The following is an 18,000-nucleotide window of genomic DNA, read 5'->3' as shown; positions in this document are numbered from 1 at the left end:
TGGGTGGCCGCCCGGCCTGTTTGGGGCGGGCCGGCCGGCCGGAGGTTCAGAGGCGGACGGGCATGACGAGGTAGCGGTAGTCGCTGTCGTCGCTCACGGCGTGGAGTAGGGCTGGGCGGATGTTGCTGGTGAGGCCGATGCGGACGTCGTCGGTGCCGATGGCCTGGAGGCCGTCGAGGAGCGCGGTCGGCTGGAACGCCATCTGGATGGCTGGCCCGTCGATGTGCTGTCCGTCAACGACGTCCATGGCGACGGCGCCGGTGTCCTCGCCTGCGGCGCGGACGGAGATTTCGTCTGTGCCGAAGCCGATGAGGATCTTGGGCTTGCGGTCCGTGGCGACGAGGCAGGCTCGCTTGGTGGCCGCGACGAGCTGGTCGACGGGGGCGATGGCTTCGGTGACGAACTCCGCCGGGAGGTACTGGTGCGGATCCTTGCGACCGTGCTCGTCGATGCGGGACAGGGTCGTGTAGCGGGCGTCGTCGGTGAGGCCGGCAACCTTGCCGTGCAGGGTCAGTCCGAGGTCACCGGTGGCGGCCATACCCTTGACAGCGTCGGCGAGGCGGCGAGCCGGCACGAGCACCCCGAACGTGTCCTGGCTGCTGCTGGTCGGTGTCCAGGCGATGCTGCGTTCGGCCATGCGGTAGCGGTCGGTGGCCCACACGGTGAGCCGGTCGCCCTCGGCGGTGAGCTGGACTCCCCCACGCCACGGCTCCGCGGCCACGGTCGGGTCGGTGGCGATGGCCACCTGGCGGACGGCCTCCGCAAATTCGGCTCCGTCCACAGTGCCGTCGGGGACGGGGCGCCCGGCGATGGCCGGGTAGTCGGCCTCCGGGAGGAGCGTCAACATGAACTGGTCGCGGTCGGCGGACAGGGTCGCCCGGCCATCATCGACGGTGATGTCGATGAGGTCGGAGCGGTAGGTGGCGATGACCTGCGCTGCGAGCCGGCCAGGGATGACGATGAGGCCGGGTTCGAGGACATCGGCGTCGAGGGTGCTGTGGGTGGTGACGTCCCAGTCGACTCCGGCCACCGTCAGATGAACGCCGCGCGCTTCGAGGGCGAGGCCGGCACGGGCGGGGACAGTGGGTTTTGCGGCGAGGTGGCCGGCCGACCACGAGGTGGCGTCGGCCAGCGCGCGCCGCGGGATGCGGACCTTCATCAGGCGGCGCTCCGCATCTCGTCGCTGTCGAACGGCAGCTGCTCGGTCTGCGGGGCGGTGGCCGGGGTCTCGTCGTCGGCCACCACGAGCGGCCAGGGGCGGGGCTTGCCGCTACCGGTGACGGCGCTATCGGGGAAAAGCTGAAGCTGGGTGGGACCTGTTTCAGGCATGGCTGTCCCTTCAAAGGGCGATGCGGTGGTGTTGTCAGGCGGCGTCGGTGAAGCAGCCGCAGCCGCCCCAGTCGGCGCTGTCGAAGAAGGACGGCTGCTCACGCTCTGATGCTTCGACGCGCTCGCGGAACTCAGTGAGCGGGAGCGGTCGGCCGCCGTTCTTCCAATCGCGCAGGATTGCGGCGTTCGGATCCTTCTCCCGGCGGAAGCGGTTCTCCTCGTGCTCCGCGTAGGCGAATCGGTCCGGGTGGATCTTCAGGGTCAGGGCCCACTGGGCCTGTCCGGCGCGGACACACAGGCCCTTGCAGTTGGCGTGCTGGTAGCCCTCCCGGTACATGTCCGGCTCGGCGATGCCGACGGCTGCAAGCTCGTCAACGACGGTCTGGTGCTCGTAGTAGGGCGGCTCGGTGAGCGGGAACTGGACCTGCCACGCTTCGGGTTCCGGGAGCAGGTTGGTGCATCCGGGCCCAGTCAGACGGCCCTTCTCCGTGAAGAGGGACTTGCAGAGGCTCTTCTTGCGGCAGCCCTTCCGGCTGTGGTGGTAGCCGGAGAGGATGCCTGGGATGCGGTGCGTCTCGTCCCACTTGATGCCGACGTACACGATCGTGTCGGCGGGATCGAAGCGCTCCTCTAGGCGCAGCCGGGCTGGCAGCTGCTTCAGCAGCTTCGAGCAGGGAGCCAGGCGAGAGTTGCCGAGAAAGCCCTCGTCGAAGAACACGTCGAACGGGTTCCGCTGCTGCGGGTCCGACACCTCATCGATCGGCATGCCGAGGTACCCGGTGGACTCCTTCAGGAACCGGTGCAGGTCGTCGTCCTCCGCTCGCGTATTCGCGAACAAGAGGGTCACGTTGTCCTTGCCGTACCGGCCGACGACGCGCTTCGCGGTCTCGTAGCTGCTCAGGCCACCAGAGAGCATCACCACGTGTCGCATCAGGCTGCTCCCCTCTTTTGGAGCGGGATGACCTTGGCGACCGGCCGGGTGAGGGCTGCCAGTTCGCGGCGGAGACGCTCGTTCTCGGCGGTCAGCCGCTGGTTCTGCTGATCGATGCAGGCGTTGACACGGCCGACCTCGGTGGCCCAGTCGACGGCCTGCTCCAGCTTGGCCAGCAGGCGCTGGCGTTCAGCGGTGAGTTGGTCGAAGGTCTGCATCGCGGCAACCTGCCGTGCGAGGGCGACCTTGGCTTCCTGCCGGAGTTGAGTGTTGGCGTACCGCACGTCGGCGATCTCGCCGTCGAGGCTGTGGAGGTCTCGCCCGAGGCGTGTGGTCTCCTTGCGTGCCTCAGCGAGTTGGCGACGGAGCCGGAGGATGAGCCGGATGGTCATCAGGCCACCGCCAGAGCCAGCACCGGGGCTTCCTGCCGGTGGTGGAGGGTGAGGACAACGGTGATGCCGTCCCGGGTGATGTGGCCGGAGGACACCCAGCCGCCGAACTCGATCCGTCGCGTGTCCACCGTGCCGACTCCGAGGGCCTGCTGCCACTGCGCGAAGCCCTCTTCGTCGCCGTGCAGGGACACGTCGATGGTCAGCTCGGCCACCAGCGAGATCTGTCGGTGCACGTGCACCTCAGCCGCGGGCAGGTGCGGGTGGGACTCCCCCAGCTCGACGAGGAGCCGCAGGCCCCGGGCCTGGTCGCATGCGGTCAACATGGCACCTCCAGAGGTGCGGATCGGAGTGAGCGTGGCGGTCACGAGGCGCCGTCCTCGATCACGTCGATGTGGGTCAGGGCGATGCAGGCGCCGTGCCCGTGCACCCACACCACGTCGGTGTGGCCGCCAAGAAGCGTGGCCCGACTACGGGTGGTCGTTTCGATCCGCATGGCGGTCGGGTCGTCCTCGGGTCGGAAGCCGGGGTAGGCCACGACAGGGGTGCCGACCGGGAACAAGGCGTTGAACTGCTCGGCGTTCACCGACTGGCCTCCGTCCGCAGGGAGTCGGCGGTGTCCCGCAGTGCGGCGGTCACCTCGGCCTGCGTGCGGCCGTCCGCGTCGTTCCAATCAGGCAGGTCCGCGCCTTCGCTCGACAGGCCGAGGAACTCCTCAACCGCAGCGGCGATGTCGTGCGCGTCCGCTTCCGCTTGGACGTCCGGGAAGTTCGGCGTGCTGTGCAGCGCGACGTTGATGGCCCCGATGGCGCAGACGCGGCAGTCGATCACGGCCTCGTCCGACTGGGTCGAGTCGTACAGGGAGCCCTGGTGCCAGCCGACGCGATCAATGTGGTCGGCGGCCCGATCGAGGATCGCGGGAATGTCGAGGTCAGCCACGGTCGGCCTCCTTCGTCGCGAAGCGGCGGGCGAACTCGGGGTAGTCGGCGAGGGTGGAGACCTTGTCGCCGTGCTCGGCAGCGAGGCGCATGAACGCGCGGTCCAGCGGATCGGCCAGGTGCCGGAGCTCGATCAGCGGAGTGCCCGACGGGGCCTTCTCGGCGGCTGGAAGCACGGCCGGCTCGACGGAGTTCAGTGAGGTGTGGGGTGTTGATGAGACGATGGCGTTCATGACGCCTGCCCTTCTGTGACGTGTGTGGGTTGTGCGTCGTAGGGCCCGGTTGCCGGTGTGTGAGAGCCCGGCGGCTGGGCCCGCTTGCCGCTCTAGGCGGCGACGGCCGTGAGTGGCGTGCGGCGCTTGCGTCCGCGCCGCTGCGGGGCGCATCGGTGCATCGCCGCGATCTCGGCGAGGTCCGAGTCGCTGAACATCAGCTGCCCGGCCATGCGGTGGCAGGGGAACGGCTCGCCCTTGCCGTCGGCGGGCTTGCGGTTGACTCCGTCGCGGAGCCACTTCTCGCCCTTGTTGCTGGCGTCGTCGGGGCGTCGGAGGCCGAGGCGGATGGCGGCGTCGGCGACGGTGTGGAAGTTCTCCAGCGCGGGCTTCGGCCTTGGGGTGGCTTTAGGCGCTGCCATGTCACTCCTTCTCGATCGGGTCCTCGGGTGGGGCGAGGATGCGGGCGTCCGTGGTGCGCAGGACGGTGCGGATCGCCGTGTAGTTGGGGGGTCGCATGTGCCGCTTGAAGCCGAGTTCGAGCTGCCGGAGGTAGCTGGCGCTGATCCCTGCGTTGGCGGCTGCCTCAGCGATGGACATGCCGAGTGACATGCGTATTTCGCGGATTGCCGCCCCGTTCACCTGGTAGGTGGGTTGGGGTGCTTGCATGAAGAGAAGGTAGCAAGCACTTATGGAGGTTTCTAGAGGTACTTAGAGGTAACTTGCCAAGTGCCTCTACCTGGCATGCCCACAGGCGGCACCATCTCGGACACTGCGAGTGGCGAACCGGCCACACTGAAACGTGTTCCTGGCTGTTCCTGGAGGTTCCTGCGATGATGACGGCATGCCACACGCCCAAGATCGAGACGCAGCGCTGCAGCGACTAGCCGCGCTAGTAACCCAGTGCCGCGCCGCGAAAGGGTGGAGCAAGGAGAAGGCGGCAGCCCAGGCCGGCATTGCGCACATGACCTACCGACGCATCGAGGAAGCCAAGAGAGTTCAGGCCGCCACATACGCCAAACTGGAGCAGGGCTTCGACATGACCCCCGGCTCCTGCCTAGGCATCCTCGACGGAGCCCGGTCGATTCAACTCCGCGACGGCACCGAGATGACCGAGGGCGCCCGGATCACCCGTCTCCCCGACTCGTCACTCGAAGACGAGGCTCGACAGAGCGTCACACAGGCCGCCATCGCCACCACGCCCGACCTCACCGCCCGAGAGATCCACGCATTGAGTGACAAAGTCGTGGAGGAATTGCGAAGGCGCGGCATCCTGCCACCAAACACGGACTGAGCTGGGCCCTCACCCTCCGCAACCGTCACGCCGGGCCAGATCACCCCGTTTGGGCGTCCTGTGAGTTTTCAACTACCGGTTCCGCGGGCGTGTTCGGCATGTCACCCTATGAGACACCTGGGGGGTTCTCCGTGGTAGAGAGGGGGGCCCATGCACAAGTGCCTCACGATGGACCTAGGGCCGCAGTTCCTGGTCTGGACGGCCCGAGTTGAGGGCGACGCCATATGCGTCATAGCGCCCAGCGCCCTTGAGCGTGCGTCAACCAGGCGCACGGCACGAGAGCTGATGCGGCGCCAAGGAAGAGACTGCGCAACCTGCCGCGGTTGCCCGCTCGGGCAGAGGCAGTAAGAACCATCGGAGCGCGGCCCCGGCAAACGCACACTTGCCGGGCACCGCGCCCTATCTCGCTGCAAGGAGCGCGGATGCCGCATATCGAGTGGCGCGGAGGCACCTGCCGCGTGAAGTGGTGGTCAGGCGAGTACCTGCCCAACGGCCGAAAGCGCTACGAGTCCAAAGGCGGATTCCTCGACGAGGAGTCCGCGTTGGCATATGGTCAGGATCAGCTGTACGAGATCCGACACGGCACCCACGTCAGCAACCGCGACGGCGCCACCCTGATGACGGACTGGCTCGACGACTGGCTGGCCGCCATGGATCACGCCCCCACGACCGAGCGCGGCTACCGGTCCGCGATCGAGAACCACATTCGCCCGTACTTCGAGCGCACCACGCTCGCCGAGATCGACGTGATCGCCTACCGGGCGTTCAAGAAGCACGTCAACGGTCGCGTGGCGGCGAGCACGGCGAAGAACGTGATGATGGTCCTCGGGATGGTCCTCGATGACGCTGTGCCGCGCCTCATCAAGTTGTCGCCCGTAGAGCGGACTCGTCGAAGGGGCAAGTTCGTCAAGCGGAAGAAGGAACGCAAGCGGGACATGAGCGCTCTCGCTGTCGAGCAGCTCGCCCGCAACGCAGAGGCGGTGTTCGGTCGGGCCGGCTACGCCTTCGTGTGGACCATGGCCATGACGGGCATGCGCCCGGCTGAGCTGTACGGGCTGACACGCGAGTACTGCTACCCGAACTGGCCTGCTTCCGACCCGCGGCCCGATGAAGAGGACGAGGAGCGGTACTCCGAGGACATGGAGCGCTACGGCAAGGGCGTAGACCTCATGCCGGCAATCCGTGTTGAGCGCCAAGTTCAACACCATGACGGTGCGCTGCGGTTCTTCCCGCCGAAGTACGGCAGCTACCGCACTCTCGTCATCCCGCCGTTCCTCGCCACCATGCTGGAAGAGCTCCTAGCCAGCCACGACAGGCCGTGGGTTTTCCCTGCGATCGGCGGGACGAGCCTGGGGTCCGTGAATTTCGACTACTGGTACTGGCGGCAGATCGCCGACGGGCGGCCAGAGCGCGAGGGGCGGAAGCCTCGTCGCGCTATGCCTGCCGTCCCTCCCTATGAGGGGCGGAGGCTGTACTTGCTTCGCCATGGGCACAAGGCGTGGCTTGACGAGGATGGCCACAGCAAGGTCGCTGCGGAAGGGCGGATGGGTCACGAGGTGCCGGGTGTCGAGGGTGTCTACTCCAGCGTGACGGTGCCGATGGAGCGTGCCGTGATGAAGATGCTGGAGGCGCGCTGGCTCGCGCTGCGGGAGCAGTTGGCAGCCAACCCCTTGATCATCTCCCAGTTGTTTCCCATCAAGCGGGTCTCTGATGAGGAAACGGCAGGTCAGGGCGACTAGGTGCCCTCGCTCTTCGTTTTCTTGATGAAGTCGGCGTGGCCGGGCATGTCGACGTGGGCGTAGTGCCGGGTGTCGGTCTCGTACTCCACGTGCGAGATGTTGATGGTGATGCCGCGGGCGGCCTCCTCCGGGGCCCGGTCGATGCGGTCGAAGGGGACGAACGTGCCGGTGCCCCGGTCGCTGAGGACCTTGGTGAGGGCGGCGGTGAGGGTGGTCTTGCCGTGGTCGACGTGGCCCATCGTGCCGATGTTCAGGTGCGGCTTGGTGCGGACGTATGCCGTCTTGGGCATGGTGTGCTTCCTCGCAGGAATGCGGTGATGACGGCGCCTCGGCGCCGTGGGGACCCCTGGCCCGCTCCGACCCTCCCCCTGCGGGGCCCGCCGGACGATCCGGAGAGGGTCAGCGTCGCGCGCCGTGTGCCGCGGCTGCGGCGAGGAGTGCGGCGGCAGCCTTCGGCGCGTCCGCGGCGGTCGCTGCGACCGCGGACGGCATCGGGAGGAAGGCGTGCCGGAACATGCGTCCATGGTGCCGGGACGCCGGTCGGGCGTCGAACGATTTACGGTCGGGGGCCGTGGCGGTGCCGGATGTGTGGCGTTCGGACGTGCCGCGTCCGCCCCGGTTCGTGGTCGTGCGGCCCGGATTCCGGCGGTCCGCCGTACGCGTCGGTTACGCTCCCGGGATGCCCGCCCCCGCCGCCACGTCCGACGGCCTCGCCGCACGCTGCACGCGTGTGGTGTTCTCCCCCTGGTCGCGGCTGGCCCTGCTGCTGGTCCTGTTGGCCGCCGCCGCGACGACGATGCTGTTGTGGCATCCGCAGCGGCTCCTGGCCGGCGGCTGGACCGCGCAGTGGTCGGGGCCGACGGCGCTGGTGGGCTTCACGGTGGCGTACGGCGTGTGCACCACGGCGTTCGTGCCGCGGCCGGTGCTCAATCTGGCCGCGGGTGCGCTGTTCGGCAGTCAGTCGGGGTTGGTCACCGCGCTCGCCGGTACGGTGCTGGGCGCCGGGTTGGCGTTCGGGCTGGGGCGACTGTTGGGGCAGGAGGCGCTCCGGCCGTTGTTGCGGGCCCGGTGGTTGGCGGCCGCGGACCGGCAGTTGAGCGAGCACGGGTTCCGTTCGATGCTGGCGATCCGGCTGTTCCCGGGGCTGCCGTTCGCGGCGATGAACTACGCCGCCGCGGTCTCCCGGATGCGCTGGTGTCCGTACTTGCTGGCCACGGCGTTGGGGAGCATTCCGAACACGGCGGCGTACGCGGTGGCGGGCGCGCGGGCGTCGACGCCGACGTCGCCGGCGTTCCTGCTGTCCATGGGGTTCATCGCGGTCAGTGGGTTGGCGGCGGTGGTTGTCGCCTGGTGCAAGCGCAAGGCGCTGCGCAAGGGGTGAGCGGCCGTCACCACACGGCCGGGTCACGAGGCGGGCGGCGGATCACGAGGCCGGGGTGCCAGCACGTGCGGCGATGTGGTGCGGGGCCGCCGGGGGTTCGGTGCCCAGGGCGGGGTCGGGTCGCGGGGCGCCCCAGGTCGTGTGGAGGGGCAGGATGCCGGCCCACAGGCCCAGTGCGGCGTCCGGGCCGTCGCCGTCGTCCGGGGCGCCGGTCCTGATCTTCACCGATGCCTCGTCGAGGGAGAGGGCGAGGAGTGCGGTGGCGGCCAGTTCCTTGCGGTTGGGCCGGCGGGCGTAGTCCCACTGGCCGGGGGCGCACTGCTCGGTGAGGCAGCGCAGGCCCGCCGTCCTCTCCTCGTCGTCGGTGACCGGGCGTGGTACGCCGTAGATCATCGCGCTGCGGTAGTTGACGCCGTGCTCGAAGGTCGAGCGGGCGAGGACGAGTCCGTCGACGTGGGTGACGGTGACGCAGACCTCCGTGCCCGGGGAGAAGGCGAGGCTGCGGCTGGCGACCGAGCCGTGGAAGTAGAGGGTGGTGCCGTCCGAGCCGTAGACGGTCGGCATGACGCGGACGGAGCCGTCGACGGTCACGCCGAGGTGGCAGACGAAGCCGGCCGCCAGGATGGCGTCGAGTGCGGCGCGGTCGAGGCTGCCCTGCTCGCGGAGTCGGCGGTGCCGGGTCCGGTCGGTCTCGGTCAGGGTGCGGTCGGGGCCGGGTATGGACGCGGTCGTGGTGGTCTGCGTCATGGGGGTCTGCCTGTCTGCTCTGGGCGGGTGCGCCGCGGGCGGGTACTCGCGTCGCCGGCCTGGTCGCGGCTGGGTACGCGAGCGGGCAGCCCAGCGGGACTGCCCGTCAGAGTAACGACTTCATAATATTCAAGCCAGGTATTTCACTGAATTCGTTGTTGATGAATCCACTGACAACTAATTTCGCATATCGCGCGCAACACGGCACCGTACGGCGTTCGGCTTCGTCAGGAGCTGAGGTGGTACTGGGCCCATGGCTGGTGGGCCGGCGCGGGCTCCTCGTGGGCGGGGGCGATGGTGCCCCAGGGAGCGAGGGCACTGTCCCAGTCGGTACCGAGGGCGGTGACGTCGGTGACGGGTTCGTTCGGGGGCATCGCGCCCGTGTACCAGGCGGCGGACGTCATGGGGTGGGCGGCGGGTACACCGTTCCAGGTCGTCGACTGCTGGGCGGGGATGGTGTATTCGGACTCATGGACGTCACCGGGGCCGCGCCGGTGACGTCCGGCGTAGGTCTCGGTGGAGCCGGGGTAGAAGCGCCCTTGGGCGGAGAGCTGTTGGGCCCGCGCCATCAGACGACTGAGGTCGAGGCCGAACTCGACGGCCAGCTCCCTGAGGTCCACACCGGTCTGCCAACTGCCGATCAGCACCGCGTCCATGGCGGGCGACCAGTTCTGGTCCGGCGCGAAGCCGGTGGTCGCCGCGCCCGTCGGGCGACTGCCCGTCGGCGGTGGAGCGGCGGTGGCAGTGGGCTGGACCGGGGCACAAACATCGGCACCGTAGTCCGGTACCGGATCCTCCGGCTCTTTGGGTGGTGTGCGGGCGGCGTTGGAGAGCAGCTCTTCGGCGACGACGCGGGCGTCGTCCTTGCCGACCGTGCGCCGGGCGACCCGCACTTCCCGCTCGTTGAGCCCGAACAGGCCGGCCACCGCGCCCGTGCTGCCCACCGTCAGGGCGAACGCTGCCAGGACGCGGGAGCGGTCGGCCTGCGCCTCGTCAAGCCTGGCCTGCGCTTCCCGGACACGTTCATCGCCCAGACAAAACGCTTCTGCCAGTACGGCGTTGCGGTCCCACAATTCTCTCGGATCCATACTCAGACAACGCCGCTTCCGTCGGAGGTGATCCGATCTGTCGCTGCAAAGCACCCCAAAGCACCCATCGAACCACGAGATGACAATCACGTCGTAGCGCAGTCGACAATCACCTCGTAGTCCGGGCGGGCCCCTCCCGGGCGAGAAGTCGAGTGTCAGTGCGGCGCGTTACCTTCGAAATCAGCGGGACGTGTCGCCGGCCGGCGGCTCGTACCGGTCGTTCCGACGGGCGGGGGTGGTACCGGATGTGCGGGTGGCGGGTGGGGGTGCCCGGCCGGCGGCTCGGTGCGGAGGTCGCTACGGCGTGTCCGGGTGGGGCAGGCCGATGGGATTGGGGAAGGGGAGCACGTCCGCGGCCAGGATGCGGCGGACGACCGGGTGCAGGAGCTCCAGCAGGTGGTCGGCGTCCGCCGGGGAGAGGGGACGGAGGAGCCGGGCGGCGAGACGGTCGGTCTCCGCCTCGATGCGGGTGCGTTCCTCCTGGCCATGGGCGGTGGCGTTCCCGTGCGCGTCGAGGAGGTTGCGGCCGTGCAGGCGGTCCGCGGCGGCTGCCCACTCCCCTTCGGTCCAACCGCGGTCCTCCCGCATGGTGCCCTCCGGCACCCGACCGGTGGCGGCGGTGAGGACGAGCGCTTCGCAACCGTCGAGTTCGCGGTCGGCCAGCGCGGCGAGGTGGGCCTCGCCGCGGAACTCCCGCAGCGTGGTGGCGAGTTGCCAGAGTCGTTCGACGGGGTCGGCGTGGTCGCAGAGTGCGCGGTTGGCGGCGAAGAGCGGGCGCCCGGTGTCGGGGGCGGCGTCGACGAGCGCCTGGAGCCGGGGCAGCAGGGCGGTGGCGGACCGGTCGAGGTCCGGGGCGATGGTGCGCAGGGCGCGGGCGGCGCGGGTGCCGCGTTCGTCGAGAACGTGGGCCGGACTGACGGTGCTCCAGGCGGCGGGCAGCGCGCGGGCCACCATGCCCGGGGCGAAGACCCCGAGGACCGCGGTGGCGGCCGCGGGTTCGACGGCGCCCAGGGGTGCGGTGCGGGCGGCGAAATAGCCCATCCAAAAGCCCCTGAGGCCGAGGGACTTGCCCAGGGCTCGGCAGTCGTCGTCGAAGTAGCAGACGGCGTGCAGCGGTTCGGTCATCAGCCAGAGCGATCGTGCTCGCTGTGCCGCGGGCGGCTCCATGGTCTGCTCCTCGGACGGCTACGGGGGCGGGCGACGGGCCGGCGGGACGGCCAGACCGCCGGCCCGGGGCGACCTTCCGGTGGCTCCGCGCGCGGCTCGTGGTGGGTGGCTCCGCCGCCTCGCACGCTATCGCTGTCCGGGCGGAGGCGCAGGGAAGCATGGAGGACGGGGCCGGGCAGAGGGGGCAGCCATCGACGTGCGGCAGATCGATCGCCGAGGGCAGCGAATGCCGTCGGGCAGGCGGCGCGGTACGGGGACGAACCCGGTCGGGGCGGCGGGCGCGGGGCGGGGCGGGGCGGGGTGGCGGGCGCGGGGCGGGGCGGGGCGGCTATGGAGTCGCAGACCCATCCGCTCCCGGTGATCGGTCTGCGGGCGCGGCTCGCCGGCTCTCGACCGAGGGCGACGCGGCACGGCGCGGCGGCACGGCGCCCGTCCGGCCGATCGGCGCGGCGACACCGGTTCCGGCGGGGAGGGCGTGGCCGGTCGGCCGGCTGGTGCGGTCCCGGCGGCGGCGCGACCGGGGCCTGGCGCACGGCCGGGTCCAGTGCGAGCACGGGGGGCTGCCGGGGGTGCCGTCGGGCGGTCGCTGGGTCAGGGGCGGCCGCCGGCTCCGAAGCCGGAGTCCCACGCGAAGAGGTGGGTGCAGGCGGGGCACTGGAGGTGGAGCAGGCCGCCCTTGTTGGACAGCAGGTAGCGCCAGTGGTCGTCGCAGGTGCGGCCGGCGCGGCAGGTGCCGCAGTCCTGGTGGTCCTCGCAACGGGGGCAGGGCACCCAGGCGCGGCGGCCGATGTCGGCGGTGGGGTCGATCGGCAGCATGCTCACCCCTGCCCGGCGGCCGGCAGCACTCCGGCGGCGACCAGCATGGCGTAGGTGGCCTGCTGGTCGGCGTCGAGACCGGAGTAGAGGAGCCGCTGGGCCTCCGCCTCGTCCCGCATCACCGCGACGGGATCCCAGTCGTCGCCGAGCGCGGCGAAGACTTCGGCCCGGCGCCAGGCCTCGTGGCCGGCGAGGTCGAGTTCGAAGGTCCCGTGGGTGCGGTCGTCGGAGATCCCGGTGACGCGGGATATGTCGGCTCCGGTGCCGGTGGGGCTGGTGGGGTCGGTCATGCTGCGCTTCCTGTACCACTAGCGGACGATTCGGGGCGAGTGCCCCCGATCGGACGTGTTTAGCAAGTGGGACGGACTTGAGGAAGCATCAATCGGACAGACCCTCCGGTTCTGTGTCGGGGAGGCCCGCGGAAGGGCGGAATATCGGGGTCGGGGCGCAGACCCGGGCGGCCGGGGGTGACCGATGTCATGCCCGGCCGGGCGCGCTGCGGCCCGCCACCGGGTCCGGTTGGGGGACCGGGAGCCACCGGAGGACAGGGCGCCGCCGCCGCGTCGACGCAGGCGATCCGCTCCCAATCGTGGCCGGCTAGGTCTAGGGGGTGTCGGCCGTCGCGTCCGACCGGGGTGCGGGGCGGGGCGGCAGGCGGCGGACGGCGACCGCCGCCGCGTCGTCGGCGAGGCGGCCACCGGTGTGGGCGAGGAGGTCTGCGCGCAGGCGGCGCAGGACGCCGGCGGGGCTGCCGTCGCTCCAGGCCCCGGCTCGTTCGGTCAGCGGGTAGAAGTCACCCTCGGCGTCGCGCGCCTCGGTCACGCCGTCCGTGTAGAGGAGCAGCAGGTCACCGGGGTGGAAGGGGAAGGTCTCCACGTCGTAGTCCGGTGGGCCGGCGAGGGCGCCGAGGCCGAGGGGGAGGGCGTGCCGCCGGGGATCGAGGACGCGGACCCGGCCGTCGCGCAGGAGGAGGGCGGGCGGGTGTCCGCAACTGATGGTGCTCAGCTCGGGACGCCGGTCGGGGATGTCGAAGAGGGCGACGGTGGCGAACGTTTCCTCGGCGTCGGGCGCGGGGTCGGGGTCGGGGTCGGGGCCGGCCGGGTCGGCGTCGTCGGCTGAGGTCGCGACCCGGGCGGCGGCCGGTCGCACGGGGGCCGTGGCCCATTGGCTGGTGTCCCAGCGGACCGCGCCGTCGAGATGGCGGGCGAGGCGGGGCAGCGTGGCCTGGCGGTGGGCCGCCGCACGGAAGGCGCCGAGGATGAGCGCCGCGTGGCTGTAGGCCGGGAGGCCCTTGCCGCGGACGTCGCCGACGATCAGCCGGGTGCTGGCCGCGGTCCGCGCCGCGGCGAAGAGGTCGCCCCCCATCTCGGCCTCCTCCTCGGCGGCGAGGTACAGCGAGGCGAACTCCAGGTCCCCGCTGCGTTCCGGCAACGGCCGCAGCAGCACCTTCTGCGCCACGGCCGCCACCGAACGACTCCGTGACAGCCGCCGCTCGTTGCGCTCCCGCACCATCGTGAACAGGAACACCAACCCCGACACGACGATCAGGGCACTGATCTGGGTGTAGAGGTTCTCGGTGAACAGGACGCCGCGGGCGAGGCCGATGCCCACCTGGGCGGCGACGGCCAGGGTGCCGATCACCGCGGTCGGGCCGGGGCCGGCGAAGGCGGCCGTGAGAGCGGGGGCGGCGACCAGCAGCGGACCGAGGTGGATGTCCGGGGGTGCGAGGACGTCGGCCGCGCAGACCGCGACGATCAGCGCGATCGGGACGAGCAGCAGGGCGTGGCTCGGATCCGGTCGTTGGCGCAGCCGCGTCAGCCGTGGGAAGGGCATGCATCATGGTTGCACTCGAACGAGGCAAATGCCCGGATAGTCGGGTTTCCGTGGGCTTCCCCCACGCCGCCGAGGTCGGCGATCGGGGCCGCCCGGGGCCAGCCGGTCACCAGCGCGTCCGGCGCACCCTCGCCGACGCACGGCCGACGCGCAGCCGACCCCCTCGACGGCACCCCCTCGGCGACACCGCGCCGACCCTCGCCACCGCCCCGCCGCCCCGGTGCCGTTACTCGACGACCAACTCGACGTCGATGTTGCCGCGGGTGGCCTTCGAGTAGGGGCAGAACTGGTGCGTCACCTCGACGAGCCGCTGCCCGGTCTCGCCGGCCAGGGCGTCCGGGAGTTCGACGCGCATGACGACGGCGAGGCCGAAGCCGGTGTCGTCCTTGCCGATCGAGACCTCGGCGGTGACCGAGACGTCGTTGGTGTCCAGCCCCATCTGGCGACCGACGTTGGCCATGGCGCTGGCGAAGCAGGCGGCGTACCCGGCGGCGAAGAGCTGCTCGGGGTTGGTGCCGGCACCGTCGCCACCGAGGGCCGGGGGCAGGGCCAGGGCGAGATCGAGTTGACCGTCGGAACTGACGGCCCGGCCCTCGCGACCGTTGGCGGTGGCGGCGGCGGTGTACAGCGCGTCCATGAGGGGTCCTTTCGCGTGGCGGACGGGGGCGCGGGGCGCGCCCGGCCCGACGAGGAGCGGCGGGCCGGCCGGTCGCTCCGGCCGGACACCACAGTGACACGCCATTTAGTTGCATGCAAGTCAATTGCGCACAACTCAATGGCGTCGGACGTTAACCTGGGTCCATGACCACACCCCCGGCTTCCGACGCAGAGCTCCTCCGCCTCGACCACCAGGTCTGCTTCTCGCTGCACGCCGCCTCGCGGGCGTTCGGGGGCGTCTACCGGGAGGCACTGAAGGAGCTGGGGCTGACCTACCCCCAGTACCTGGTCATGCTGGTGCTGTGGGAGCACGGCCCGGAGCCGGTCAAGGGCATCGGCGAGCGGCTGCGACTGGATTCCGGCACGCTCTCGCCGCTGCTCAAGCGCCTGGAGGCGGCGGGGCTGGTGCACCGGGAACGCAGCCCGGAGGACGAGCGGTCGGTCATCATCCGCCTCACCGGGGCCGGCGAGGAGCTGCGCGAGCGGGCACTGCCGGTGCCGCGCCGGATGCTGACCGCCACCGGACTGACCGTCGACGAACTGCGGACGCTGCGCAGTCTGTTGGGTCGGGTCACCAGCGCACTCGACGAGGGCTGAGGACACCGCCGGGCGGGTGGACGTCGCGGCGGACACCGCGCATCCGCCGCGCGGCAACCCGTACCCCGCGGCATGTTCGGGCGTTAGACACCGAGCCGTTCCGGGTCGTTCCTGCCGCCCGGAAGGGGGGCCCTCCCCCACTCCAGTGCGCCCATCACCCCATTGAGCTACCAAGGTTGGGGGGCGCGCAGGACAAAGGCGTATAAAGGGTGGCCAAACCAGCCGGAGCCACCGGCGAAATTCCGCCCAGGACACGGTTGGCAGCATCGCCTACGAACAGCGGAGGAGCGCCACGTGAATGCGGCAGAAGTTGTCAACGCCTTGCTGGAAGAGCGGTTCGGGGTCGCACGCGGGGAGGTGACCGCGGACACCCCACTGCGCAACCTGCGGCTGGATTCCCTGGCTCTGGAGGAGCTCCGGGTCCTCATCGAGGAGCGGCTGGAGATCGATCTCGAAGAGGTGTCGCTGACCTCGCGCGACACGGTGGGACAGCTGGTGGCGGCCATCGACGGCAAAGTCGCGGCGTGACGGCCCGCCAGAAGCCGTTCTCCGCGGCCGTGACCGGATTGGGCCTGGTGTCCGCGGCCGGAGTGGGGACGAAGGCCACCTGGCACTCCGTCACCCACGAGGTGACGCCCACGAACGTGTCCCAGCAGGCCGAACTCGCCGATCTGCCCTGCGACTTCATGTACACGGCGGCGGACCTGGACACCACCGCGCTGCTCGGCGTGGCCACCCAGCGGCTGATGGACCGGTTCTCGCAGCTCGCGGTGATCGCCGCCCGGGAGGCGGTCGCCGACGCCGGGCTGGACCCGCTGAGCTGGGACAGCAGCCGGGTCGCGGTGGTGATCGGGTCCGCCCACGGCGGGCTGCCGTTCTACGACCAGCAGAGCGCGGCGATGGCCGGGCACGGCGCCCGGCGGGTCTCCCCCAAGCTCGCCCCGTTGACCGTGATCAACAGCGCGGCCAGCAGCGTCTGCATGGACCTGGGGGCGCACGGCCCCAGTCTGGGCGTGGCGACGGCCTGCTCCTCCGGGACGGTCGCGGTGGGCACCGCGCACCAACTGCTGCGCGCCGGGGCCTGTGACATCGCCATCACCGGCGGTGCGGAGTCGGTGCTCTCCCGGCTGCTGATCGCCAGCGCCTGCCAGATGAAGGCGGTCTCCACCCGCCGGGAGGATCCGACCGCGGCCTGTCGCCCCTTCGACGTGGAGCGGGACGGATTCGTCGTCGGGGAGGGTGCGGGGTTGCTGGTATTGGAGCGGCCCGAGCACGCCCGGGCCCGGCAGGCGCCCATCCGGGCGCGGATCGCCGGCTACGGGTCGTCCAGTGACGCGTACGCGGCGGTGGCGCCGGATCCGGAGGGGCGGGGCATCGAGCGGGCGCTGCGCACCGCGTTGGCGGACGCCGACGTCCGGCCCGATGACGTGGGCCACGTGAACGCGCACGGCACCTCGACGGTGCTGAACGACCGCATCGAGGCGGAGGTGTTGCGCAGGGTGCTCGGCGAGCACCCGTTGGTGACGTCGACGAAGGCGATGACCGGGCACACGTTGGGCGCCGCGGGCGGGATCGAGACCGCGTTGACCGTTCTGGCCCTGGAGCAGCAGTTGGTGCCGCCGACGGGCAATCTCACGGTGCCCGACCCGCGGATCCCGGTCGAAGTGGTGCGGGACGCGGCGCGGCCGGCGGCGTTCGACTGTGCGGTCAAGACGTCGCTGGGGTTCGGGGGCCACAACGCGGCGCTCGTCCTGACCCGCGGCTGACCGCCCGAGCGTGCGGGGTCCGGACGTGCCGGACCCCATCGAGCCTCTCCGAGAAGGAAGCAGCCATGTCCGAGGAAGTGATCCGCTCCCTGTCGGTGCGCGGGGTGTCGTACGCGTACCGGGTGCTGCGGCAGCCGGAGCGGTGCACCGAGCCCGTCCTGGTGCTGGGCGGTGCGTTGCAGGGGATGTTCGGCTGGCCGCAGCTGGAGGACCGGTTGGGGCCGGTGGCGGAGGTGGTGACCGCGGACCTGCCCGGGATGGGCAGCGCCGATGCGTTGCCACCGGGACCGAGCATCGACGTGCTGTGCGCGGCGGTCCTGGGGATCATCGACGACCTCGGGGTGCCGCGGATCAACGTCTTCGGCTTCTCCTACGGGGCGGGGCTGGCCTTCGGGTGCGCCCGGCGGTTCCCGGAGCGGATCGCGCGCCTGGTGCTGGGCGGTGTGCCGGCACACATCACCGAGGAGCAGGTGGCGCACTGGCGGCGAGCCTCGGCGCACCTCGGGGACGGGGACACCGACGCCTTCGCCACGATGGTGGCCGAGGGGCTGCTGTGCCGCGACGAGAGCCGACCGGTCGCCCGGCGGGAGCTGGCGTACCGCTACGTGCGGCGGGCGATGCTGCAGGCGGCGTTGCACTCGCCGCACGCGGTGGATTCGCTCCAGCGGGCGCTGACCGACCGGCCGGACTTCTCGGGGGGCCTGTCCGGGATCCCCACGCTGGTCTTCAGTGGTGAGCACGACACGGTGACGGAGCCGTCCCGGCAGCGGGATTTCGCGGCGACCATCGCGGGCAGTCGCTTCCTGACCGTTCCCGAGGCGGACCACTGGGTGGTGCTGGAGCGGCCCGAGGAGGTCGCGGACGTGGCGGTGCGGTTCTTCACGGACCGGCCGGTGCAGGCGCCGGCCGGGCCGGGTGCGGCCGGTGCGGGGGCGGTGGCCGATCCGGCGTGGGTGTGAGGGGCGGACCCGGGCGGCGACGGACCGTGGCCGGGTGACCGCGTAGGGGCGGGGTCGGGGGTGCCGCAGTGGGCTCCCCCGGCCCCGTCGGGCTGTGAGCGGGGCCACAAACGACCGTGTCCGCGGGGGCTCTTGAGGGCCCCGGGCGGTGATGCCG

The 18,000-nt window shown here is 71.1% G+C and carries 24 protein-coding genes and 1 pseudogene; 7 read left to right on the top strand and 18 right to left on the bottom strand.

What is annotated here, in order from left to right:
• Positions 1–46: 46 nt before the first annotated feature.
• The 10 genes from dnaN to ACJ6WD_RS09460 form a co-directional block, all read right to left on the bottom strand.
• Complete coding sequence (gene dnaN / locus ACJ6WD_RS09505) at positions 47–1,159, bottom strand: DNA polymerase III subunit beta (protein WP_407615509.1); 1,113 nt, start codon at positions 1,157–1,159, stop codon at positions 47–49.
• A complete protein-coding gene (locus ACJ6WD_RS09500; protein WP_331246659.1) occupies positions 1,159–1,329 on the bottom strand; it encodes a hypothetical protein in 171 nt (56 codons plus the stop codon). Before ACJ6WD_RS09500 ends, dnaN begins: the two co-directional genes overlap by 1 nt.
• 34 nt (positions 1,330–1,363) lie before the next feature.
• The gene (locus tag ACJ6WD_RS09495) at positions 1,364–2,260 is read right to left on the bottom strand and encodes a hypothetical protein (RefSeq protein ID WP_331246660.1); all 897 of its coding nucleotides are present in this window, start codon (positions 2,258–2,260) and stop codon (positions 1,364–1,366) included.
• Positions 2,260–2,652: a hypothetical protein gene (locus ACJ6WD_RS09490; protein ID WP_407615508.1), complete on the bottom strand. Its 393-nt coding sequence runs from the start codon at positions 2,650–2,652 to the stop codon at positions 2,260–2,262. Before ACJ6WD_RS09490 ends, ACJ6WD_RS09495 begins: the two co-directional genes overlap by 1 nt.
• On the bottom strand, positions 2,652–2,975 hold the full coding sequence (locus tag ACJ6WD_RS09485) for a hypothetical protein (protein ID WP_407615507.1): 324 nt from the start codon (positions 2,973–2,975) through the stop codon (positions 2,652–2,654). Before ACJ6WD_RS09485 ends, ACJ6WD_RS09490 begins: the two co-directional genes overlap by 1 nt.
• A gap of 38 nt (positions 2,976–3,013) precedes the next feature.
• Positions 3,014–3,235, bottom strand: coding sequence for a hypothetical protein (locus ACJ6WD_RS09480; protein ID WP_407615506.1), 222 nt, complete (start codon positions 3,233–3,235; stop codon positions 3,014–3,016).
• Positions 3,232–3,588 carry a hypothetical protein gene (locus ACJ6WD_RS09475; protein ID WP_331246666.1) on the bottom strand — a complete coding sequence of 119 codons (357 nt, stop codon included), beginning with the start codon at positions 3,586–3,588 and terminating at the stop codon, positions 3,232–3,234. The genes ACJ6WD_RS09480 and ACJ6WD_RS09475 overlap by 4 nt, the downstream gene beginning before the upstream one ends.
• Complete coding sequence (locus ACJ6WD_RS09470) at positions 3,581–3,820, bottom strand: hypothetical protein (RefSeq protein WP_376442586.1); 240 nt, start codon at positions 3,818–3,820, stop codon at positions 3,581–3,583. The genes ACJ6WD_RS09475 and ACJ6WD_RS09470 overlap by 8 nt, the downstream gene beginning before the upstream one ends.
• A gap of 92 nt (positions 3,821–3,912) precedes the next feature.
• Positions 3,913–4,221 carry a hypothetical protein gene (locus ACJ6WD_RS09465; RefSeq protein WP_331246669.1) on the bottom strand — a complete coding sequence of 103 codons (309 nt, stop codon included), beginning with the start codon at positions 4,219–4,221 and terminating at the stop codon, positions 3,913–3,915.
• A 1-nt stretch (position 4,222) separates the two neighbouring features.
• Entirely contained in the window at positions 4,223–4,468 is a 246-nt protein-coding gene (locus tag ACJ6WD_RS09460) for a helix-turn-helix domain-containing protein (RefSeq protein WP_331246670.1), read from the bottom strand.
• 175 nt (positions 4,469–4,643) lie between these two features.
• On the opposite strand from ACJ6WD_RS09460, the gene ACJ6WD_RS09455 reads away from it, so the two are divergent.
• Complete coding sequence (locus ACJ6WD_RS09455; RefSeq protein ID WP_331246671.1) at positions 4,644–5,093, top strand: helix-turn-helix transcriptional regulator; 450 nt, start codon at positions 4,644–4,646, stop codon at positions 5,091–5,093.
• A 422-nt stretch (positions 5,094–5,515) separates the two neighbouring features.
• The gene (locus ACJ6WD_RS09450; RefSeq protein WP_407615505.1) at positions 5,516–6,832 is read left to right on the top strand and encodes a tyrosine-type recombinase/integrase; all 1,317 of its coding nucleotides are present in this window, start codon (positions 5,516–5,518) and stop codon (positions 6,830–6,832) included.
• 20 nt (positions 6,833–6,852) lie between these two features.
• On the opposite strand, the pseudogene ACJ6WD_RS09445 reads toward ACJ6WD_RS09450, so the two are convergent.
• A pseudogene (locus tag ACJ6WD_RS09445) lies at positions 6,853–7,122 on the bottom strand (GTP-binding protein); the annotation flags it as partial.
• A 389-nt stretch (positions 7,123–7,511) separates the two neighbouring features.
• Between ACJ6WD_RS09445 and ACJ6WD_RS09440 the strand changes: the two are divergent.
• The gene (locus tag ACJ6WD_RS09440) at positions 7,512–8,213 is read left to right on the top strand and encodes a TVP38/TMEM64 family protein (RefSeq protein WP_037633874.1); all 702 of its coding nucleotides are present in this window, start codon (positions 7,512–7,514) and stop codon (positions 8,211–8,213) included.
• A 42-nt stretch (positions 8,214–8,255) separates the two neighbouring features.
• On the opposite strand, the gene ACJ6WD_RS09435 is transcribed toward ACJ6WD_RS09440, so the two are convergent.
• From ACJ6WD_RS09435 to ACJ6WD_RS09405, 7 genes are all read right to left on the bottom strand, one after another.
• Positions 8,256–8,960 (bottom strand): pyridoxamine 5'-phosphate oxidase family protein, encoded by a 705-nt coding sequence (locus ACJ6WD_RS09435; RefSeq protein ID WP_407615504.1) that lies wholly within the window; start codon positions 8,958–8,960, stop codon positions 8,256–8,258.
• Between the two features lie 227 nt (positions 8,961–9,187).
• On the bottom strand, positions 9,188–10,048 hold the full coding sequence (locus ACJ6WD_RS09430) for a hypothetical protein (RefSeq protein ID WP_232817214.1): 861 nt from the start codon (positions 10,046–10,048) through the stop codon (positions 9,188–9,190).
• 297 nt (positions 10,049–10,345) lie between these two features.
• The gene (locus tag ACJ6WD_RS09425) at positions 10,346–11,215 is read right to left on the bottom strand and encodes an SCO6745 family protein (RefSeq protein WP_233658980.1); all 870 of its coding nucleotides are present in this window, start codon (positions 11,213–11,215) and stop codon (positions 10,346–10,348) included.
• 591 nt (positions 11,216–11,806) lie between these two features.
• On the bottom strand, positions 11,807–12,031 hold the full coding sequence (locus ACJ6WD_RS09420; protein ID WP_233658979.1) for a hypothetical protein: 225 nt from the start codon (positions 12,029–12,031) through the stop codon (positions 11,807–11,809).
• A gap of 2 nt (positions 12,032–12,033) precedes the next feature.
• Entirely contained in the window at positions 12,034–12,321 is a 288-nt protein-coding gene (locus ACJ6WD_RS09415; protein ID WP_233658978.1) for a DUF6400 family protein, read from the bottom strand.
• A 313-nt stretch (positions 12,322–12,634) separates the two neighbouring features.
• The gene (locus ACJ6WD_RS09410) at positions 12,635–13,864 is read right to left on the bottom strand and encodes a PP2C family protein-serine/threonine phosphatase (protein ID WP_407615503.1); all 1,230 of its coding nucleotides are present in this window, start codon (positions 13,862–13,864) and stop codon (positions 12,635–12,637) included.
• Between the two features lie 226 nt (positions 13,865–14,090).
• The gene (locus ACJ6WD_RS09405; RefSeq protein WP_407615502.1) at positions 14,091–14,501 is read right to left on the bottom strand and encodes an organic hydroperoxide resistance protein; all 411 of its coding nucleotides are present in this window, start codon (positions 14,499–14,501) and stop codon (positions 14,091–14,093) included.
• A 164-nt stretch (positions 14,502–14,665) separates the two neighbouring features.
• Between ACJ6WD_RS09405 and ACJ6WD_RS09400 the strand changes: the two genes are divergently transcribed.
• The 4 genes from ACJ6WD_RS09400 (at position 14,666) to ACJ6WD_RS09385 (ending at position 17,843) form a co-directional block, all read left to right on the top strand.
• On the top strand, positions 14,666–15,118 hold the full coding sequence (locus tag ACJ6WD_RS09400; RefSeq protein ID WP_233658976.1) for a MarR family winged helix-turn-helix transcriptional regulator: 453 nt from the start codon (positions 14,666–14,668) through the stop codon (positions 15,116–15,118).
• A gap of 321 nt (positions 15,119–15,439) precedes the next feature.
• Positions 15,440–15,646 carry an acyl carrier protein gene (locus ACJ6WD_RS09395; RefSeq protein WP_016575922.1) on the top strand — a complete coding sequence of 69 codons (207 nt, stop codon included), beginning with the start codon at positions 15,440–15,442 and terminating at the stop codon, positions 15,644–15,646.
• Positions 15,643–16,884 (top strand): beta-ketoacyl-[acyl-carrier-protein] synthase family protein, encoded by a 1,242-nt coding sequence (locus tag ACJ6WD_RS09390; protein WP_331250054.1) that lies wholly within the window; start codon positions 15,643–15,645, stop codon positions 16,882–16,884. The genes ACJ6WD_RS09395 and ACJ6WD_RS09390 overlap by 4 nt, the downstream gene beginning before the upstream one ends.
• A gap of 65 nt (positions 16,885–16,949) precedes the next feature.
• Positions 16,950–17,843 (top strand): alpha/beta fold hydrolase, encoded by an 894-nt coding sequence (locus ACJ6WD_RS09385; protein WP_407615501.1) that lies wholly within the window; start codon positions 16,950–16,952, stop codon positions 17,841–17,843.
• The last annotated feature ends 157 nt before the right edge of the window (positions 17,844–18,000 follow it).

The sequence above is a fragment of the Streptomyces sp. VTCC 41912 genome, from assembly GCF_045799175.1.
GTDB lineage: Bacteria > Actinomycetota > Actinomycetes > Streptomycetales > Streptomycetaceae > Streptomyces > Streptomyces albulus_C.
Note: the sequence above shows the minus strand (reverse complement) of the source record. Positions and strands in the feature narration are given on the sequence as shown.

What these genes read in the sequence shown, in the direction of transcription:
- ACJ6WD_RS09405 (WP_407615502.1), bottom strand. Translation starts at nt 14,501, where the DNA reads ATGGACGCGCTGTACACCGCCGCCGCCACCGCCAACGGTCGCGAGGGC.
- dnaN (WP_407615509.1), bottom strand. Translation starts at nt 1,159, where the DNA reads ATGAAGGTCCGCATCCCGCGGCGCGCGCTGGCCGACGCCACCTCGTGG.
- ACJ6WD_RS09470 (WP_376442586.1), bottom strand. Translation starts at nt 3,820, where the DNA reads ATGAACGCCATCGTCTCATCAACACCCCACACCTCACTGAACTCCGTC.
- ACJ6WD_RS09425 (WP_233658980.1), bottom strand. Translation starts at nt 11,215, where the DNA reads ATGGAGCCGCCCGCGGCACAGCGAGCACGATCGCTCTGGCTGATGACC.
- ACJ6WD_RS09415 (WP_233658978.1), bottom strand. Translation starts at nt 12,321, where the DNA reads ATGACCGACCCCACCAGCCCCACCGGCACCGGAGCCGACATATCCCGC.
- ACJ6WD_RS09500 (WP_331246659.1), bottom strand. Translation starts at nt 1,329, where the DNA reads ATGCCTGAAACAGGTCCCACCCAGCTTCAGCTTTTCCCCGATAGCGCC.
- ACJ6WD_RS09465 (WP_331246669.1), bottom strand. Translation starts at nt 4,221, where the DNA reads ATGGCAGCGCCTAAAGCCACCCCAAGGCCGAAGCCCGCGCTGGAGAAC.
- ACJ6WD_RS09430 (WP_232817214.1), bottom strand. Translation starts at nt 10,048, where the DNA reads ATGGATCCGAGAGAATTGTGGGACCGCAACGCCGTACTGGCAGAAGCG.
- ACJ6WD_RS09435 (WP_407615504.1), bottom strand. Translation starts at nt 8,960, where the DNA reads ATGACGCAGACCACCACGACCGCGTCCATACCCGGCCCCGACCGCACC.
- ACJ6WD_RS09485 (WP_407615507.1), bottom strand. Translation starts at nt 2,975, where the DNA reads ATGTTGACCGCATGCGACCAGGCCCGGGGCCTGCGGCTCCTCGTCGAG.
- ACJ6WD_RS09460 (WP_331246670.1), bottom strand. Translation starts at nt 4,468, where the DNA reads ATGCAAGCACCCCAACCCACCTACCAGGTGAACGGGGCGGCAATCCGC.
- ACJ6WD_RS09420 (WP_233658979.1), bottom strand. Translation starts at nt 12,031, where the DNA reads ATGCTGCCGATCGACCCCACCGCCGACATCGGCCGCCGCGCCTGGGTG.
- ACJ6WD_RS09490 (WP_407615508.1), bottom strand. Translation starts at nt 2,652, where the DNA reads ATGACCATCCGGCTCATCCTCCGGCTCCGTCGCCAACTCGCTGAGGCA.
- ACJ6WD_RS09400 (WP_233658976.1), top strand. Translation starts at nt 14,666, where the DNA reads ATGACCACACCCCCGGCTTCCGACGCAGAGCTCCTCCGCCTCGACCAC.
- ACJ6WD_RS09455 (WP_331246671.1), top strand. Translation starts at nt 4,644, where the DNA reads ATGCCACACGCCCAAGATCGAGACGCAGCGCTGCAGCGACTAGCCGCG.
- ACJ6WD_RS09440 (WP_037633874.1), top strand. Translation starts at nt 7,512, where the DNA reads ATGCCCGCCCCCGCCGCCACGTCCGACGGCCTCGCCGCACGCTGCACG.
- ACJ6WD_RS09410 (WP_407615503.1), bottom strand. Translation starts at nt 13,864, where the DNA reads ATGCCCTTCCCACGGCTGACGCGGCTGCGCCAACGACCGGATCCGAGC.
- ACJ6WD_RS09385 (WP_407615501.1), top strand. Translation starts at nt 16,950, where the DNA reads ATGTCCGAGGAAGTGATCCGCTCCCTGTCGGTGCGCGGGGTGTCGTAC.
- ACJ6WD_RS09495 (WP_331246660.1), bottom strand. Translation starts at nt 2,260, where the DNA reads ATGCGACACGTGGTGATGCTCTCTGGTGGCCTGAGCAGCTACGAGACC.
- ACJ6WD_RS09450 (WP_407615505.1), top strand. Translation starts at nt 5,516, where the DNA reads ATGCCGCATATCGAGTGGCGCGGAGGCACCTGCCGCGTGAAGTGGTGG.